17 protein-coding genes are annotated in these 16,032 nt (G+C 72.0%); 13 read left to right on the plus strand and 4 right to left on the minus strand.

All coding sequences use genetic code 11. The annotated features are described in order from the left end of the window. Positions 1 to 50: 50 nt before the first annotated feature. Positions 51 to 353, plus strand: a complete 303-nt coding sequence (locus tag N553_RS0116295) for a hypothetical protein (RefSeq protein WP_028047413.1) — start codon at positions 51 to 53, stop codon at positions 351 to 353. Here N553_RS0116295 and N553_RS23200 read toward each other — a convergent pair. Continuing rightward, positions 331 to 1,221: a hypothetical protein gene (locus N553_RS23200; protein ID WP_051640264.1), complete on the minus strand. Its 891-nt coding sequence runs from the start codon at positions 1,219 to 1,221 to the stop codon at positions 331 to 333. The genes N553_RS0116295 and N553_RS23200 overlap by 23 nt on opposite strands. Continuing rightward, complete coding sequence (dapD, locus tag N553_RS0116305) at positions 1,218 to 2,162, minus strand: 2,3,4,5-tetrahydropyridine-2,6-dicarboxylate N-succinyltransferase (RefSeq protein ID WP_028047414.1); 945 nt, start codon at positions 2,160 to 2,162, stop codon at positions 1,218 to 1,220. The genes N553_RS23200 and dapD overlap by 4 nt, the downstream gene beginning before the upstream one ends. Positions 2,163 to 2,203: 41 nt before the next feature. On the opposite strand from dapD, the gene dapE reads away from it, so the two are divergent. The 6 genes from dapE (at position 2,204) to N553_RS0116335 (ending at position 8,318) form a co-directional block, all read left to right on the plus strand. Continuing rightward, entirely contained in the window at positions 2,204 to 3,304 is a 1,101-nt protein-coding gene (gene dapE, locus N553_RS0116310) for a succinyl-diaminopimelate desuccinylase (RefSeq protein WP_028047415.1), read from the plus strand. An 87-nt stretch (positions 3,305 to 3,391) separates the two neighbouring features. Further along, positions 3,392 to 4,207 carry a TIGR00730 family Rossman fold protein gene (locus tag N553_RS0116315; protein ID WP_028047416.1) on the plus strand — a complete coding sequence of 272 codons (816 nt, stop codon included), beginning with the start codon at positions 3,392 to 3,394 and terminating at the stop codon, positions 4,205 to 4,207. After that, the gene (gene folP / locus N553_RS0116320) at positions 4,204 to 5,115 is read left to right on the plus strand and encodes a dihydropteroate synthase (protein ID WP_081844703.1); all 912 of its coding nucleotides are present in this window, start codon (positions 4,204 to 4,206) and stop codon (positions 5,113 to 5,115) included. The genes N553_RS0116315 and folP overlap by 4 nt, the downstream gene beginning before the upstream one ends. Then, on the plus strand, positions 5,112 to 6,359 hold the full coding sequence (locus N553_RS0116325) for a hypothetical protein (protein WP_028047418.1): 1,248 nt from the start codon (positions 5,112 to 5,114) through the stop codon (positions 6,357 to 6,359). Before folP ends, N553_RS0116325 begins: the two co-directional genes overlap by 4 nt. Positions 6,360 to 6,546: 187 nt before the next feature. Beyond that, the gene (locus N553_RS24800) at positions 6,547 to 6,714 is read left to right on the plus strand and encodes a DUF3117 domain-containing protein (RefSeq protein ID WP_013772033.1); all 168 of its coding nucleotides are present in this window, start codon (positions 6,547 to 6,549) and stop codon (positions 6,712 to 6,714) included. 2 nt (positions 6,715 to 6,716) lie between these two features. Beyond that, positions 6,717 to 8,318, plus strand: coding sequence for a M17 family metallopeptidase (locus tag N553_RS0116335; protein WP_028047419.1), 1,602 nt, complete (start codon positions 6,717 to 6,719; stop codon positions 8,316 to 8,318). Between the two features lie 19 nt (positions 8,319 to 8,337). Here N553_RS0116335 and N553_RS0116340 read toward each other — a convergent pair whose 3' ends face one another. After that, complete coding sequence (locus N553_RS0116340; protein WP_028047420.1) at positions 8,338 to 9,960, minus strand: MFS transporter; 1,623 nt, start codon at positions 9,958 to 9,960, stop codon at positions 8,338 to 8,340. A gap of 4 nt (positions 9,961 to 9,964) precedes the next feature. After that, the gene (locus tag N553_RS0116345; protein WP_028047421.1) at positions 9,965 to 10,597 is read right to left on the minus strand and encodes an O-methyltransferase; all 633 of its coding nucleotides are present in this window, start codon (positions 10,595 to 10,597) and stop codon (positions 9,965 to 9,967) included. A 217-nt stretch (positions 10,598 to 10,814) separates the two neighbouring features. Here N553_RS0116345 and sigE point away from each other — a divergent pair, with 217 nt between their 5' ends. Genes sigE through N553_RS0116375 form a run of 6 tightly spaced genes read left to right on the plus strand, consistent with a single transcriptional unit; the run spans position 10,815 to position 16,029 of the window. Then, positions 10,815 to 11,408 (plus strand): RNA polymerase sigma factor SigE, encoded by a 594-nt coding sequence (sigE, locus tag N553_RS23205; protein WP_081844704.1) that lies wholly within the window; start codon positions 10,815 to 10,817, stop codon positions 11,406 to 11,408. Next, the gene (locus N553_RS0116355) at positions 11,405 to 12,373 is read left to right on the plus strand and encodes an anti-sigma factor (RefSeq protein WP_028047422.1); all 969 of its coding nucleotides are present in this window, start codon (positions 11,405 to 11,407) and stop codon (positions 12,371 to 12,373) included. Before sigE ends, N553_RS0116355 begins: the two co-directional genes overlap by 4 nt. Further along, positions 12,370 to 13,959, plus strand: a complete 1,590-nt coding sequence (locus tag N553_RS23210; protein ID WP_231505301.1) for a trypsin-like peptidase domain-containing protein — start codon at positions 12,370 to 12,372, stop codon at positions 13,957 to 13,959. The genes N553_RS0116355 and N553_RS23210 overlap by 4 nt, the downstream gene beginning before the upstream one ends. Before the next feature lie 30 nt (positions 13,960 to 13,989). Beyond that, entirely contained in the window at positions 13,990 to 14,382 is a 393-nt protein-coding gene (locus N553_RS0116365; RefSeq protein WP_028047423.1) for a translocase, read from the plus strand. A gap of 43 nt (positions 14,383 to 14,425) precedes the next feature. After that, a complete protein-coding gene (trpS, locus tag N553_RS0116370; protein WP_028047424.1) occupies positions 14,426 to 15,460 on the plus strand; it encodes a tryptophan--tRNA ligase in 1,035 nt (344 codons plus the stop codon). Beyond that, entirely contained in the window at positions 15,457 to 16,029 is a 573-nt protein-coding gene (locus tag N553_RS0116375; protein WP_028047425.1) for a 2'-5' RNA ligase family protein, read from the plus strand. Before trpS ends, N553_RS0116375 begins: the two co-directional genes overlap by 4 nt. Positions 16,030 to 16,032 lie beyond the last annotated feature (3 nt).

Here is a 16,032-nt window from a genome sequence, read left to right on the forward strand (position 1 = left end):
CCCCTGATCGGCCCTCGCGCCCGGCGGGGACCATGGGGCAAGGTCGTCGGATGCCGCGCCACCTCAAGCCCTACATCTGGGCGCTCGGCATCGTGTGGGGCCTGCCGGTCGTGGCGGTCGTGCTCGGCTGGGTGTTCCTGCCGCACGACAACCCGGACGGCGCGTGCGAGGGCATCGGCTTCGGCTGCTCGCCGAGCCCGGCCGACGGTCTGCTGATCGTCGCGGCGATGTTCGGTGTGCCGATCCTGACCGGTGTGGGTCTGCTCGTCTGCGGGGTCATCGCGCTCATGCAGTACATCGGACGGCCGCGGGTCACGACCGCGCTCCAGCCTAGGTCGCGATCGTCAGACTGACGGTGCCGGGGGGGATCGGCGCCGTCGACGGCGCCCAGGTGCCCGTCCCGCGGTCCCACGTCTGGTCGCCGACGCTCACCGACGTCAGCCCCAAGGGCTGCGCGACGGCCACCGCCCAGTGTGCGAGCGCCCAGTCACGCTGCCCGGAGTCGTCGACCGAGGTGACGGCATCGGTCGGAAAGGTGAGCGTCGCACCGCCGTCGGTGGGCGTGACCTGCACCGGCACGTCACCGAGATCGCGGTGGATGCGCGCGACGACGGCGTCCGGAGTCGTGGGTGCCGCGTCCTGCAGCGTGCAGGTCAGCGCGCCGGGTGAGTAGCCGGTCAGGGCTGACGACCAGGCGCGCGACGTGCCCTCGTGCTGTGCGTAGGCCTCGGGAAAGCCTGAGCGCTGGACCGCCTGAGCGGCTTCCGTGATCGGCAGGTCGCGGTAGCCGGGGACCTGGACGAGATGGTCGTAGAACGTGCCCGTCGCGAACACCGGGTCCTGCACCTGCGCGACCGTGCCCCAGCCCTGGGACGGGCGCTGCTGGAAGAGGCCGAGGGAGTCGCGGTCGCCGTAGGTGACGTTGACGAGCTTCGACTCCTGCATCGCGGTGGCGAGCGCGATGGTCACCGCCCGGGCAGGAAGCTCGCGGGACACCCCGACGGCCGCGATGAGGGCGGCGTTGTCGGCCTGGCCTGGCGAGAGTGCCCACCCCGTCCCGTCGACGGTCGCGACGCACCGCTCCGCGACCGGCTCCGGGGGATGCGTCTGGCCGAGGAACCACAGGACCGCCGCGACACCCACCGCGAGCGTGCCGACCGCGACGCCTACCGCACAGCCCGCGCGCCGCGCCTGTCGACGTCGGCGTCGACGAGCGCTCACTCGTTGGCGTGCAGGGACGCGTTCAGCTCGACGCCGGAGCCTGCGCGGGCGACCGCCTCGACCCCGCCGGTCAGCGAGTTGCGGCGGAACAGGATGTTGTTGCGGCCGGCGAGCTCGCGCGCCTTGACGACGGTCGGCTCGCCCGCGCCGAGGACCGTGACCTTGGTCCCGGCCGTGACGTAGAGACCGGCTTCGACGACGCAGTCGTCTCCGAGCGGGATGCCGACGCCCGCGTTCGCACCGAGCAACGTCCGGCTGCCGATCGAGACGACCTCTCGGCCCCCGCCGGACAGGGTGCCCATGATCGAGGCGCCACCGCCGATGTCCGACCCGTCGCCGACGACGACGCCGGACGAGATGCGCCCCTCGACCATGGACGTGCCGAGCGTGCCGGCGTTGAAGTTCACGAACCCCTCGTGCATGACGGTGGTGCCGGACGCGAGGTGGGCGCCCAGGCGAACCCGGTCGGCATCCGCGACCCGCACCCCGCTGGGGACCACGTAGTCGACCATGCGGGGGAACTTGTCGACACCGAGCACGGTGACGGGGACGCCGGTCTGCGCGCGGATGCGGCCGCGCGTGGCCTCGAAGCCGTCGACCGCGCACGGTCCGCGGTCGGTCCACACCACGTTGGGGAGCACGCCGAACAGGCCGTCGAGGTTCTGACCGTGGGGGGCCACGAGCCTGTGCGAGAGCAGGTGCAGACGCAGGTAGGCGTCCGCGGTGCCGGCCGGCGGCGCGTCCAGGTCCACCACGGTGCGCACCACCTCGACGCGGACCGCCCGCGCGTCGTCCTTGCCCTCGGCAGCGGTCAGCTCGGCCGGCGGCACGCTGTCCGCGGCAGGTGAGCCCAGGGCCGGAGAGGGGTACCAGACGTCGAGGGTCGTGCCGTCGTCGGTCACAGTGGCGAGGCCGTAGCCCCATGCCGTCCGCACAGTCATGGGCTCAACCCTAGGTCAACCGGTGACGCTAGGGTCGCGTCGTGGCTCCCGAGACCTCCGTCATCCTGGACCTGTCCGCCGATCCCGTGTCGCTCACGCGCGCGCTGTGCGACATCCGGTCGGTGAGCGGCGACGAGCGTGCGATCGCCGACGCCGTCGAGACGGCGCTGCGTGGCTACCCGCACCTGGAGGTCCTGCGGGACGGCGACGCCGTCGTGGCCCGCACGAACCTCGGACGCGCCACCCGCACGGTGATCGCCGGCCACCTCGACACGGTGCCGGTCGCTGAGAACCTGCCGACCCGGCTCGTGGGCGAGGGGGCTCTGGCGGAGCTCTGGGGGCGCGGAACCGTCGACATGAAGGGCGGGGTGGCCGTCCAGCTGGCACTTGCCGCCGAGCTCACCGAGCCGTCGCACGACGTGACGTGGGTGTTCTACGACCACGAGGAGGTCGCCTCGGAGCTCAACGGTCTCGGGCGGCTGGTGCGCGACCACCCGGACTGGGTGCAGGGCGACTTCGCGGTGCTGGGAGAGCCGACGAACGGTGGTCTGGAGGGTGGGTGCAACGGGACCCTGCGGGTCGAGGTCCGGCTGGCCGGCGTCGCCGCACACTCGGCCCGGGCCTGGATGGGGCGCAACGCCATCCACGCGGCCGGGGAGGTCCTGCGGCGGTTGGAGGCCTACGAGCCCGCGTCGGTCGAGGTCGACGGGCTCGTCTACCGGGAGAGCCTCAACGCCGTGCTGATCTCCGGAGGCATGGCCGCGAACGTGATCCCCGACGCCTGCGTGGTGACCGTGAACTACCGGTTCGCACCCTCGGCGTCCGTCGCGCAGGCGGAGGCCCACGTCCGTGAGCTGTTCGAGGGCTTCGAGGTGGTGCTCACCGACGCGGCCCCCGGCGCACGGCCTGGCCTGGACGCCCCGGCGGCGCAGCAGTTCGCGACCGCAGTCCTGGCCGTCACGGGCGGGCAGGCCTCCGCCAAGTACGGCTGGACCGACGTCGCACGGTTCTCCGAGCTGGGCGTCCCGGCCGTCAACTTCGGCCCGGGCGACCCGCTGCTGGCCCACAAGCGCGACGAGCACGTGACGGTCGGCCAGATCACGCTCGTGCACGCGGCGCTTCGGCACTGGCTGACCGCCTGACCGGCGGATCCGGCCGGGAGTGTGGCCGTTCGATGACGTCTGCGTGACCGCGCCGCTCGTCGACGCGCTCGCGCCTAGAGTCGGGGCATGAGCGACGACGGCCATCCAGCGCCCGATCTCAGCTACCGCCGGGGCCCTGTGCTCCTTCGCGGCCAGCAGATCCCGGAGACCACCTCGGACCAGCGGCTGCTGAGCGGCGGTGACGGTGCGGACTGGCTGCACGGCGACCCGTGGCGCGTCATGCGCATCCAGAGCGAGTTCGTCGAGGGCTTCGGCGCGCTCGCCGAGGTCGGCTCGGCGGTGAGCGTCTTCGGCTCCGCGCGCGTTCCCGCCGACCACCCGGACTATGCGATCGGCGTCGAGGTAGGCCGACGTCTGGTCGAGGCGGGATACGCGGTCATCACCGGTGGTGGCCCCGGCATCATGGAGGCCGCCAACCGCGGCGCGAAGCTCGGTGGAGGACTGTCCGTCGGCCTCGGCATCGAGCTGCCGTTCGAGCAGGGCATGAACAAGTACGTCGACCTCGGCGTGAACTTCCGGTACTTCTTCGCGCGCAAGACGATGTTCATGAAGTACTCCGAGGGCTTCGTCGTTCTCCCGGGAGGGTTCGGCACGTTCGACGAGCTGTTCGAGGCGCTCACCCTGGTCCAGACGCACAAGGTGATCAGCTTCCCGATCGTGCTCGTGGGTCGCTCGTACTGGCAGGGGCTCATGGACTGGGTCTCGAACGCGGTCCAGGAGCGCGGCATGGTGGGCGCCGCCGACCTGGAGCTGGTGAAGATGGTGGACTCCGCGGAGGAGGCCGTGGCGGCGGTGCTCGCCCGGGGTGCGGAGCTCCGGGCGGAGGAGGAGCGGGCGGCCGCCGAGACGGCGCGCGCACAGCAGGCGGCGGGGAGCCTGTGAGCGCGGTCCCCGCTGCAGGTGGGGTGCTGAGGCTGCGGGGACGCGAGATCGGCCCGGACCGGCCTGTCGTGATGGCCGTGGTGAACCGGACGCCGGACTCGTTCTACGCGCCCGCGCGCCACGACGACGCCTCGGCGGACGCGGCGGTCGCTCGGGCCGCCGACGAGGGCGCGGACATCGTGGACCTCGGTGGGGTCCGTGCGGGACGCGGCCCCCGGGTCGAGGTCGACGAGGAGATCTCCCGCGTCATCCCGCTCGTCGAACGGGTCCGCAGGCGGCACCCGGACCTCCTGGTCAGCGTCGACACCTGGCGCGCAGAGGTCGCACGGGCCGCGGCCGACGCCGGCGCGGACCTGATCAACGACACGTGGGCAGGGCACGACGCGGCGCTCGTGGAGGTTGCTGCCGAGCGGGGTCTCGGGATCGTCTGCTCCCACACCGGAGGAGCGCGTCCGCGGACCGACCCGTTCCGCGTCGAGTACCCCGCGCCGCCCGGGGGCGAACCCTTGGACGGGGTGCTGGACGACGTCGTGCGCACGGTCTCGGCAGCCGCGGAGCGTGCCGTGGCGCTCGGCATCGACCCCGCCAGCATCCTGGTGGACCCGACGCACGACTTCGGCAAGAACACCTGGCACAGCCTGCACCTGGTCCGGCGCACGGAGGCGCTCGTCGCCCTGGGGCACCCCGTGCTGATGGCGCTGTCCCGCAAGGACTTCGTGGGGGAGTCCCTCGACCTGCCTGCTGAGGACCGGCTCGAGGGCACGCTCGCCGCGACCGCGGTCGCCGCCTGGCTGGGCGCGCGGGTCTTCCGGGCGCACGACGTGCGCGCCACCCGCCGCACACTCGATATGGTCGCCACCATCCGCGGGGACCGAGCACCCGCCAGGACGGTGAGAGGACTGGTGTGAGCGACGTCGCGGTGGTCGAACCGACCGGAGCGGCACGGCTGTGGCAGTGGTCGCGGACGCGGCCGTGGTGGTTTCAGGTGCTCGCCGTGTACGCGGGTGCTCGGCTGGCGACCACCGTGGTCTTCCTGTGGGTCGCATCGGTCCAGGGCGAGAACGCGTGGACCGGTCCGCACCCGGGCTACTTCCCGTACGTGGCGTACATGTTCGACGGCAGCTGGTACCGGTACGTCGCCGAGAACGGCTATCCCGGCGAGCTGCCGGTGGACGCGTCGGGCAAGGTCCAGCAGAACGCCTGGGCGTTCTTCCCGCTCTTCCCGCTGCTGGCGCGCGGCGTCATGGAGATCACGCGGCTGCCGTGGGAGGTCGTCGGGCCCACGATCGCGCTGGTGCTCGGCGCCGTCGCGATGCTGCTGATCTACCGCGTGGTGGGTGAAGGCGCGCCGCGCGCGGTCAAGGCGCGACCCGGCCTGCCACTCGCGACGGTCGCGCTCGTGAGCGTCTTCCCGACGGCCGCGGTCCTGCAGACCGCCTACACGGAGGCCCTCGCCCTGACCCTGGTCGCGGCCGCCTTGCTGCTGGTCATCCGCCGCCAGTACGTCTGGATGGGTGCCGTGGTGCTCGCCCTCGGCTTCACGCGGGCCGTGGCGCTGCCCATGGTGGCGGTCGTCGTCGTGCACGCCATCGTGCGCTGGCGCGCCTCCCGCGCCGGCCGGGACACGTTCACCTCGCGCACCGGCGCGGGCCTCGCGGTGCTCGCAGGGTGGTGCTTCGCGTCCGGCCTGCTCTGGCCGGCCATCTGCGGCTGGGCGACGGGGACGTCGGACGGGTACCTGCAGACGCAGGAGGCGTGGCGCGGGGTCGCCAGTGTGACCCCGTTCTACGGCTGGACCTACGTTCCGACCTTCTGGTTCGGCCGGTGGGCGATCCCGGTCGTCGTCGCGGGCTTCACCCTCGTTCTCGCAACGCTGGTCGTTCCGGCGGCCTGGCGGCTGGGCAGCGAGCTGCACGCATGGGCGGCCGCGTACATCGTCTACATCGCCGCCGTGGTCGAGCCAGGCAGCAGCCTCGCGCGGTTCCTCATCCTCGCGTTCCCGCTCGGAGCGGTGACCGCGGGAGTGGTGACCCGGCCCGCAGCGGCGCGGCGCTGGTGGTTCGTTCTCGTCCTGCTTCTCATGTTCGGGTTGCAGGTGCTCTGGGTCCGCCAGATGTGGCAGGCCAACGCGGGTCCGGACTGGCCGCCGTGATCGCGTCGGAAGCTGGACATCCGTCCGATCGAGTGCCTGAAGTGCATCGGTCAAGGTGAGGGCCGTCCTGTGAACTAGGATGGACACCGGACAACCGGCAGCTGAGGAAGACGTGAGGTGCGCGCAAGCGTCCCCGTGACGCCGGCCTCGCAGCAGCCCGGACGCACGAGCGAAGGAGACGCCCCGCATGGCCGCGATGAAGCCGAGGACCGGTGACGGCCCGCTCGAGGTCACGAAGGAAGGCCGCGGCATCGTCATGCGCGTGCCGCTCGAGGGCGGGGGACGGCTGGTGGTCGAGCTCAACGCGACCGAGGCCGCGGAGCTGGGTGAGGCCCTGACGTCCGTCGTCAGCTGACGATGGCACGGTCAGGCGGCTCGGCGACCGGGTCGCGGATCGGACGGACACCCCCGGCTGTCACGCTCGCCGGGGGGACGATCGCGTCGTCGGCGCTGCTCGCAGACGGATCGACCGACGCGGTCGCTGTCCCGGTGGCTCCTGCACGGGACGGGGACGACGCGCTGGTCCCGGGCGAGGGAACCGCGGCAGCGGCCGCCCGGTACGGGATCGACCTGGCCGAGATCGGCGAACGCGCACGTCTGGCGGGCAAGCCCGGGGACGTCTACGTCCTGCAGCTGCCTCGTCCGGTCGGTTCCTCGGTCGTCCTGCCGTGGGCGGGTCTGCCGACGACGCTCGTGCTGGTCGGGGTCGGAGCAGGGCGCCCGGAGGATCTGCGGCGCGCCGGTGCGGCGCTCGCCCGCGCCACCCGGGGCCTGGGACGCGTGGTCACCACGCTGGGCGCCGAGGCGCAGCAGACGGCGTCGCAGGCCGCGGCTGCGGCACGCGCTGTCGCGGAGGGGTACCTGCTCGCGGCGTACTCCCCGCTGCAGATCAAGGTCAAGGACGATACGAGAGCACCTGCCGAGCTCGTCCTGCTCGGGCGCGACGGGACACGCGCGGCCGCGGCGGTCGCCGCAGCCCGGACGGCAGCGACCGCGACCTGGCTGGTCCGAGACCTGGCGACGACTCCGTCGAACGTCAAGAACCCCGAGTGGATGGCCGAGCAGGCGCGCAGGCTCTCCGACGAGGCCGGGCTCGAGGTCGTCGTCCGCGGTCCACGCGACCTCGGCGAGTTCGGCGGGATCCTGGCGGTCGGTGCCGGGTCGATGTCGCCGCCTCGACTGGTCACGGTCAGCTACACGCCCGCGACGTTCACGCCGGGGTCCGGCAAGCACGTCGTGATCGTCGGCAAGGGCATCACCTACGACACAGGCGGCCTCTCGATCAAGCAGAGCGACGCCATGGTGCCGATGAAGACGGACATGACGGGCGCCGCTGTCGCGCTGGCCACGGTGCTCGGTGCCGCAGCGGACGGGGTCAAGCACCGGGTGACGGCAGTCCTCCCGCTGGCCGAGAACCACGTCGGAGCCGACTCCTACCGGCCGGGCGACGTGCTGACGATGTTCGGCGGGACGACCGTCGAGATCGCGAACACGGACGCCGAAGGTCGCCTGGTGCTCGCCGACGCCCTGGCGTGGGCGGACGCGACGCTGGACCCGGACGTGCTGATCGACGTCGCGACCCTCACGGGTGCCGCGACCATCGGCCTCGGCAAGCAGTACGCGGCGCTCTACTCGTCGGACGCGGTCCTCGTCGCCGACCTCGTGGCAGCGGGCGCGGACTCGGGGGAGCGCACCTGGCACATGCCGCTCGTCGACGAGTACGAGGAGGCCGTCCGGTCGGACATCGCGCACCTGCGCCACGTCCCCGTGGACAAGAAGATCGGCGGGGGCTCCATCACCGCGGCGCTGTTCCTGCGGCACTTCGTGGGGTCCCGCGCCTGGGCCCACCTCGACATCGCCGGACCGGCCCGGTCGACGTCGGACAGGCACGAGGTCAGCGAGGGTGCCACGGGCTTCGGTGCGCGGCTGCTGCTGCGCTACCTCGACGACCTGCGCTGATCAGGACGACCTGCGCTGATCAGGCTGCGGCGACCGCAGGCTTCTGCGAGCCGGGCTGCTCCGCCGGGATCCTGCCCGTGAAGAACAGCCCCACCACGGCGATGAGCGCCAGCACCGCGAGCGCGCTGCGAAGCCCGTCGAGGCGCGCCTGAGCGTTCTCCTCGACGGCTGCCGCCGCGGCTTCGTCGCTGACGCCCGCGTCCTCGAGCGCCGACTCGAGCGCCACGTCCGACAGGAACGGGATGCCGGCCGCGAGCTCGACGCTGGCTGTGCTGGAGACCTCGTCGGGGACGTCGTCGTTGTTGGCGATACCGGCCAGGAACGACGACGTGAGCATCGCGATGAGGATCGACCCCGCCAGGGCGGTGCCCAGGGAAGCGCCCAGGTTGGTCGCGGTGTTCTGCAGCCCGCCCACCTCGTCGCTCTCGTCGTCCGGTACGGCCGAGACGGTGACGCTGCCGAGCTGTGACGCGAGGGCGCCGATCCCGAGTCCGGCGAGCAGGAGAGGCACCGTGACGATCTCGGCCCCGGCGGACGACTGCATGGCCGTGAACAAGGAGACGATCCCGGCGCACATGGAGAGGAGCCCGAGCCGGACCACCCGGCGCGGCGACGCGTTGGGGAAGAACCGGGGGATCCCGGCGGCAGCGAGGAGCAGGGTGATGGACAGGGGCATGATCCGCAGCCCGGTGTCGATCGCGGACAGGCCCAGGGCCACCGACAGGTACAGCGGGATCGTGAAGAACAGACCGGCCTGCACGAGGAACTGGAAGAAGAACATGAGCAGCCCGCCGGTGAACTGGCGGTTCTCGAACATCTCCAGCTCGACGAGCGGTTCCCGGCCGTGTCGCACCATCCGCCGCTCCCAGCCCGCGAACAGCCACATCACGAAGATCCCGGCGAGCACGAGGACGATCGTCGGTGACAGCCCGAGGACGGCCGGACCACCCGGCTTCGGCAGCACCCAGCCCCAGGAGCTCGAGCGCAGCACACCGAAGACCGCCAGACCGAGCCCCGTGGCCGACAGGACCGCGCCGATGATGTCGAGCTGCGGTCCCCGCTCCGTGTAGGGGTCGGAGATCTTGCGGGTCCGCAGGAGGATCGCGATCACGACGACCACCTCGCCGGCGAACACCCAGCGCCAGGAGAAGTACGTCGTCGCGAAGCCGCCGATGAGCGGGCCGAGTGCGACCGCGACGGCGCCGGCAGCCATGACCAGGCCGTACGCGCGGGGTCGGCCAGCGACGGGGACGTTGCTGGCCACGAGGGCGACGATCGCCGGGAGGATCAGGGCCGCGCCGATCCCCTCGAGCAGCGACCAGCCCAGCAGCAGGATCGGGAGGTTGGGTGCGAGCGCCGTGGTGAGCGACCCGGCCCCGTAGACCAGGCACCCGATCGCGAACGCGCGCTTGCGCCCGATCAGCGTGCCCACCTTGCCGCCCGGGATCATCAGCATCGCCATGACCAGGGTGTACAGGGTGATCGCGGTCTGGATGCCTTCGATCGTCGTACCGACGTCCTCGGCCACGGTCGCGATCGCGACGTTCATGACCGAGCTGTCCAAGGTCATGAGGAACTGGCCCGCCCCGAGGGTCAGGATCACCGCGCCGGCGGTCGACGCCTTCCGGGTGTCGACGCTCATGACGTCACCGCTTGACTGCGACCAGCAGGCCGTCACCCGACGGCAGGAGCGCAGGCACGAGCCGCTCGTCGGCACGGACCGTTCGGCCGACCTCGCGGATGATCGTCGTGATCTCGTCCCGACGCGCCGGATCGGCCACCCGGTCGTGCCAGAGCGCGTTGTCGACGGCCAGCACGCCACCGGGTCGCAGCATCCGCACGGCCTGCTCCACGTACTCGGGGTAGCTCTCCTTGTCCGCGTCGACGAGCACCAGGTCGTAGGCGCCGTCGGTCAGCCGGGGGAGCACGTCGATCGCGCGTCCCGGGATCGTCCGCGTGCGAGTGGGCTTGATGCCCTCCTCGGCGAACGCCTCCTTGGCCGCGCGCTGGTGCTCGAGCTCCAGGTCGATCGTGGTGAGCACACCGTCGGTGGGCATGCCACGCAGCAGGTACAGCGAGCTGACACCGGCGCCCGTGCCGATCTCGACGACAGCACGTGCCGACACGGCAGCGGCCAGGACGGTCAGAGCTGCGCCGGATCCAGGCAGCACCGGTGTGCAGCCCAGCTGGCCCGCCCGCTCGCGGGCGCGCAGGAGGACGTCGTCCTCCGGGACGAACTCCTCGCAGTAGACCCAGCTCTGGGCCTTGTCGGTGGAGATGGCTGCCTCCTTCTGGACGACGCGGTGGTGCGCCTTCGGCGGTCCTCGCCAGCGTAGTGGGGGAGCGGAACCCGCTGTGGGAGGCGATCGGCTCCGCCGAGGGCGGAAACCTTTCGCCCCGCCCGAGCGTTCCTTCGGTTCGAGGTCCACAGGAATGCCTGGGAGACTGTGTGGTGACATGGCTGGACGCGAGGAGACTCCCCCGGATGGGCAAGCGATGAGCAGCGAAGCCACCACGTGGCAGGCGCCGTCGTGGGAGGACGTCGTCCGGGACCACTCCGCGCGGGTCTACCGGCTGGCCTACCGGCTCACGGGCAACAAGTTCGACGCCGAGGACCTGACGCAGGAGACGTTCGTCCGCGTGTTCCGGTCCCTGCACTCCTACCAGCCCGGCACGTTCGAGGGCTGGCTGCACCGCATCACCACCAACCTGTTCCTCGACCAGGCCCGCCGCAAGCAGCGCATCCGCATGGACGCCATGGGCGAGGACGCGGAGCGGTACGCGTCCGGCGACCAGCTGGGAGCGCCCGAGCGGGCGTTCGAGCACGGGAACCTCGACCTCGACGTCCAGCGGGCCCTGGGCGAGCTGCCTCCCGAGTACCGCGCCGCGGTGGTCCTGTGCGACATCGAGGGTCTGTCCTACGAGGAGATCGCGGTCACGCTCGGCATCAAGCTCGGCACCGTGCGGTCGCGGATCCACCGTGCGCGGGCGCGCCTGCGCACCTCGCTCGAGCACCGTGCGCCCGAGGCCCTGGTGTCCGAGGGTCCGCTCTCCGACGAGCCCTCCACGGCGAGCGTGGTCCACGGATGACGGCTCATCTCGGCTCCCGCATCAGCGCCCTCGTCGACGGTCAGCTCGACGTGGCCGCGACGGAGCGTGCGCTCGCGCACGTCGCGAGCTGCTCGCAGTGCGCCGCCGAGCTGTGCAGTGCCCGGTCCGCTCGCGCGACGCTCGCGTCCGTCGACGAGCCGAGTCCCGCGCCCGACCTCACCGCGCGGCTCCTGTCGCTCGCGGCCGGCGCTCCGCAGGAGCAGACCACGCGCGACCCGTTCGCCGCACCGGCACCCGGGTCGCGCTCGGAGCTCGCGTCGTACGGTGTCACGTCGTCCGCGGGTTGGCTCGGTCGTCCGACCGTCCGCGGGGACCTGCGGCAGAAGCGGTCCACGGCGCGACTGGTCGCCGGCTCGATGGCGGGTCTCGGCGCGGTCGCGGCCATGTTGTTCGTCCTCGGCGAGCGGCCGGCGGTCGTGCCGAGCAGCCATCCCGGAGCGGACCTCGGGCTGCTCGGGCGAGCAGTCACAGAACGTCAGCCCGCCGCGTTCGACACCGGGACGCAGCCCGCCGGAGAGGCCGGCTCCGACTCGGTGGCCTGGCTGCAGGCGCACAGGTGGTCCTTCCCCGCCCAGCTCCCCGACGGCTGGGCGGTGACTGCCGTGCGCTGGTCCGGCGGCGGCTCGGACATGGTCGAGGTCGACGTCGTGGGCCCAGAGGGTTCCGTCGTGGTGACCGAGCAGCAGGGGCACCTCGAGACCCAGGCCCTCACGGGTGCGCCGACCGGCACGGTCGGCGGACGTCTCGTCTACGTCCTGTCGTACGAGCCGTGGCACGTGGTGTGGCAGGCGGACTCGACCGTGGTCCAGGTGGTCGCTGCGGAGTCGAACGGCTCGCTCGAGGAGCTTGTGGGAGCCTTTCCGGGCGACGCCTTCGACGACGGCGTTCCCGCGCGCATCACGCGGGGCTGGGACACCGTGGCGGGAGCTCTGGAACGACCGTGAGTACGTCCGACGACCAGACCGGCCCCCTGCCCGACGCCTCCTCACCCGAGGGCGCTGCCCGCACGGCTGCCGACAAGCACACCAACCCGTTCGCGTCCCCGTCGGGTCGGCGTGTCCTGCCCGAGACCCCGAACGAGTCCGTGCCGGCGCCACAGCCCGCGCCGGCCGGGCGTCGGCCTGAGCCGTCATCCGCGCCCGCTGCGGGCTCGTTCGGGCCTCCCTCCAGACCCGTCGCCAACCCCTACGACCCGCGATCCGGATCGACGGGGAGCCCGCAGCCCGCGGACCGGTCCCCGTGGGGCCCGCCGCCGGTCGCACCTCCTGCAGACCCGTGGGGTGCCGGGCAGCCGGCCTACGGCTCGGATCCGTCGGGCGGGCACGGCCAGCAGCAACCGCACGTTCCCTGGGGCGCCGCGACCTACCCCAACGCCGCACCTGCGCCCGGCCAGGCACCGCATCCTGCGGTGACGACCGTGACCAGGAAGCGTCGCTCCCTCTCGGTCGCCTGGGTGGTCCCGATCGTCGCGCTCGCGCTGGTCGCCGGGCTGGCAGGCGGTGTGGTCGGCGGTCGGCTCTCGGCCACCGACCACCTCGAGGACGCCGGCCTACCTCCTGCAGGCAGCGGCACGGCCACCATCGAGCGCGCGCCGGAATCGGTCGCCGGCATCGCGAGCGGCGTCCTGCCCAGCGTGGTGTCGATCCAGGTCGACGGTGCTCAGGGGAGCGCCACGGGCTCGGGTTTCGTGCTTCGCCAGGACGGCTACCTGGTCACCAACCACCACGTCATCGCGCAGGCCGACGAGGCCGCGTCGACGACGATCACCGTGACCTTCGTGGACGGCAGCGAGCGACCCGCGACCATCGTGGGAAGCACCTCGGACTACGACCTTGCGGTGCTGAAGGTCGACGTCGACGGGCTCACGCCATTGCTCCTCGGGGACTCGGGCGAGGTCGTCGTGGGTGACCCCGTGGTCGCGATCGGTGCTCCGCTCGGCCTCGCCGGCACGGTGACCACGGGGATCGTCAGCGCCCTCAACAGGCCGGTCACCGCGGGCGACGAGAGCAGCACTGCCTTCATCAACGCGATCCAGACCGATGCCGCGATCAACCCCGGCAACTCCGGGGGTCCGCTCGTCAACGCCGCGGGCGAGGTCATCGGCATCAACTCGGCGATCGCGCAGCCACCGGGCTCGACGGCGACGATCGGCGGGAGCATCGGGCTCGGGTTCGCCATCCCGTCCAACCAGGTGCGTCGCACGGCGGACCAGCTCATCGAGACCGGGCACGCGACGTTCCCGATCATCGGCGTGCTCCTCGACAAGGGGTACTCGGGTGAGGGCGTCCAGGTGTCGGGCCAGGACCAGAACGGGCAGCCGCCCGTCAGCGCCGACGGCCCGGCCGATCGGGCGGGCATCCACCCCGGTGACATCATCCTGGCGATCAACGGCCGCCCGGTGACCCAGCCCGACGAGCTGATCGTCACCATCCGCGCGCTGACCCCAGGGGACACGGTCCTCCTGCGCGTGCGCACGGGCTCCGCGGAACGGGACGTCCGCATCAAGCTGGACGAGTCCGACGCCTCCTGAGCGTCGAGGTCCGAAAGGTAGTCTGGCGACGTGTTCGGGATCAACGGCGGTGAGTTCCTCATCCTCTTCGTCGTGGCCGCACTCGTCATCGGACCCGAGCGGCTCCCCGGGTACGCCGAGCAGCTGGGTCAGCTGGTCCGACGCGGGCGGATCCTTCTGCGCGACGCCAAGGTGCGTGTGGACGAGGAGCTCGGCGACGAGGCCAAGGACGTCGACTGGGCCGCTCTCGACCCGCGCCGCTACGACCCGCGCAGGATCGTGCGCGAAGCACTCCTCGACGAGCCCGCGCCGCAGCCGACGGTCCGTCCGGTGACCCGGCCGGGTGCGGTGCCGGCCTCGCGGACCGCTGCCGCGGTGCGCGGGGGAGCGGTCGCCGCCGCGGTCGCGGGCGCATCTGCACCCTTCGACGACGAGGCCACCTGACCAACGGCCCGCCCCACGCCCCACGACCTGTCAGAATGGGCGGATGCACTTGGCGCCGCAGTCGTCGCGCATCTTCTCGGGGATGCAGCCCACGTCCGACTCCCTCCAGCTCGGCAACTACCTCGGGGCCCTGACCCAGTGGGTCGCGCTTCAGGAGGAGCACGACGCCCTCTACTGCGTGGTGGACCTGCACGCGTTGACGGTCGGCCCGGACCCGGCGGTACTGCGAGACCGCACCCGTCGTACCGCCGCCCAGTACCTCGCGGCCGGTGTGGACCCGGAGCGGTCGATCCTGTTCGTCCAGTCGCACGTGCCCGAGCACGCGGAGCTTGCCTGGTTGCTGTCGTGCCACACGGCGTTCGGCGAGGCCAACCGCATGACCCAGTTCAAGGACAAGTCCGGCAAGCACGGGGCCGAGGGCACGACGGTCGGCCTGTTCACCTACCCGGTGCTCATGGCCGCGGACATCCTGCTGTACGACACCACGCTCGTCCCCGTGGGTGAGGACCAGCGCCAGCACCTCGAGCTCACGCGTGACCTGGCGCAGCGGCTCAACTCGCGGTTCGGACCGGACACCGTCGTCGTCCCGGACGCGCACATCGTCAAGGCCACCGCCAAGATCTACGATCTGCAGGACCCGACGGCGAAGATGAGCAAGTCGGCCGAGAGCCCGAACGGTCTGATCGAGCTGCTCGACGACCCCAAGGTCGTGGCCAAGCGCATCAAGAGCGCGGTGACGGACACCGGGACGGACATCCGCTTCGACCCCGAGAACAAGCCCGGGATCTCGAACCTGCTGACGATCTTCTCGGCACTCACCGAGCGGTCGATCCCGTCGCTCGAGGCCGACTACGCAGGCAAGGGCTACGGCCACCTCAAGGTGGACCTCGCCGAGGTCGTCGTGGACTTCCTGCGTCCGTTCCAGGCGCGGGTCAACGGGTACCTCTCCGACCCGTCGACGCTCGACGACGTGCTGGCCGGCGGCGCCGACCGCGCCCGGGACCTGGCGGAGGTGACGCTCGAGCGGCTGTACGAGCGCAGCGGGCTCCTGCGGCGTCGCTCGCGGGTCCGCGCGTGAAGCTGCCCGAGCGAACGGGCGACCAGCTGCGCATCGGCGTCGCCATCACGGTGCCGGAGCCGTACGGTTCGGTGCTGCAGGCGGCACGCGCGCGGTTCGGTGACCCGTGGGCCGACTTCATCCCGCCGCACGTCACGCTGCTGGGTCCGACCGTCATCGACAGCGAGGCGATCGGGGCGGTCGACGAGCACCTCGCTGCCGTCGCAGCGACGCACGTGCCGTTCGTCGTCCGCCTGCGCGGGACGGCGACCTTCCGCCCGGTGTCCCCGGTGGTGTTCGTGCAGCTGGTCGAAGGCGTCGACGGGTGCGCTGCACTCGAGCGCAGCGTCCGGTCCCACGTGCTCGACCAGGAGGTGCGGTTCGACTACCACCCGCACGTCACGGTCGCCCATGAGGTCCCGGACGAGCAGCTGGACTCCGCTGCAGCGGATCTCGCGGGCTTCGACGCCGCGTTCTTGGTGGACAGCTTCCACAGCTACGCGCACGGCGACGACGGCGTCTGGCGGCCCGTGCGCGACTTCACGCTGACCGGCGCGGCCGCGGATGCCGGGGTCGTCAGCCCGACCTAGGGT

The organism is Cellulomonas sp. URHE0023, assembly GCF_000688475.1.
Taxonomy (GTDB): domain Bacteria; phylum Actinomycetota; class Actinomycetes; order Actinomycetales; family Cellulomonadaceae; genus Cellulomonas.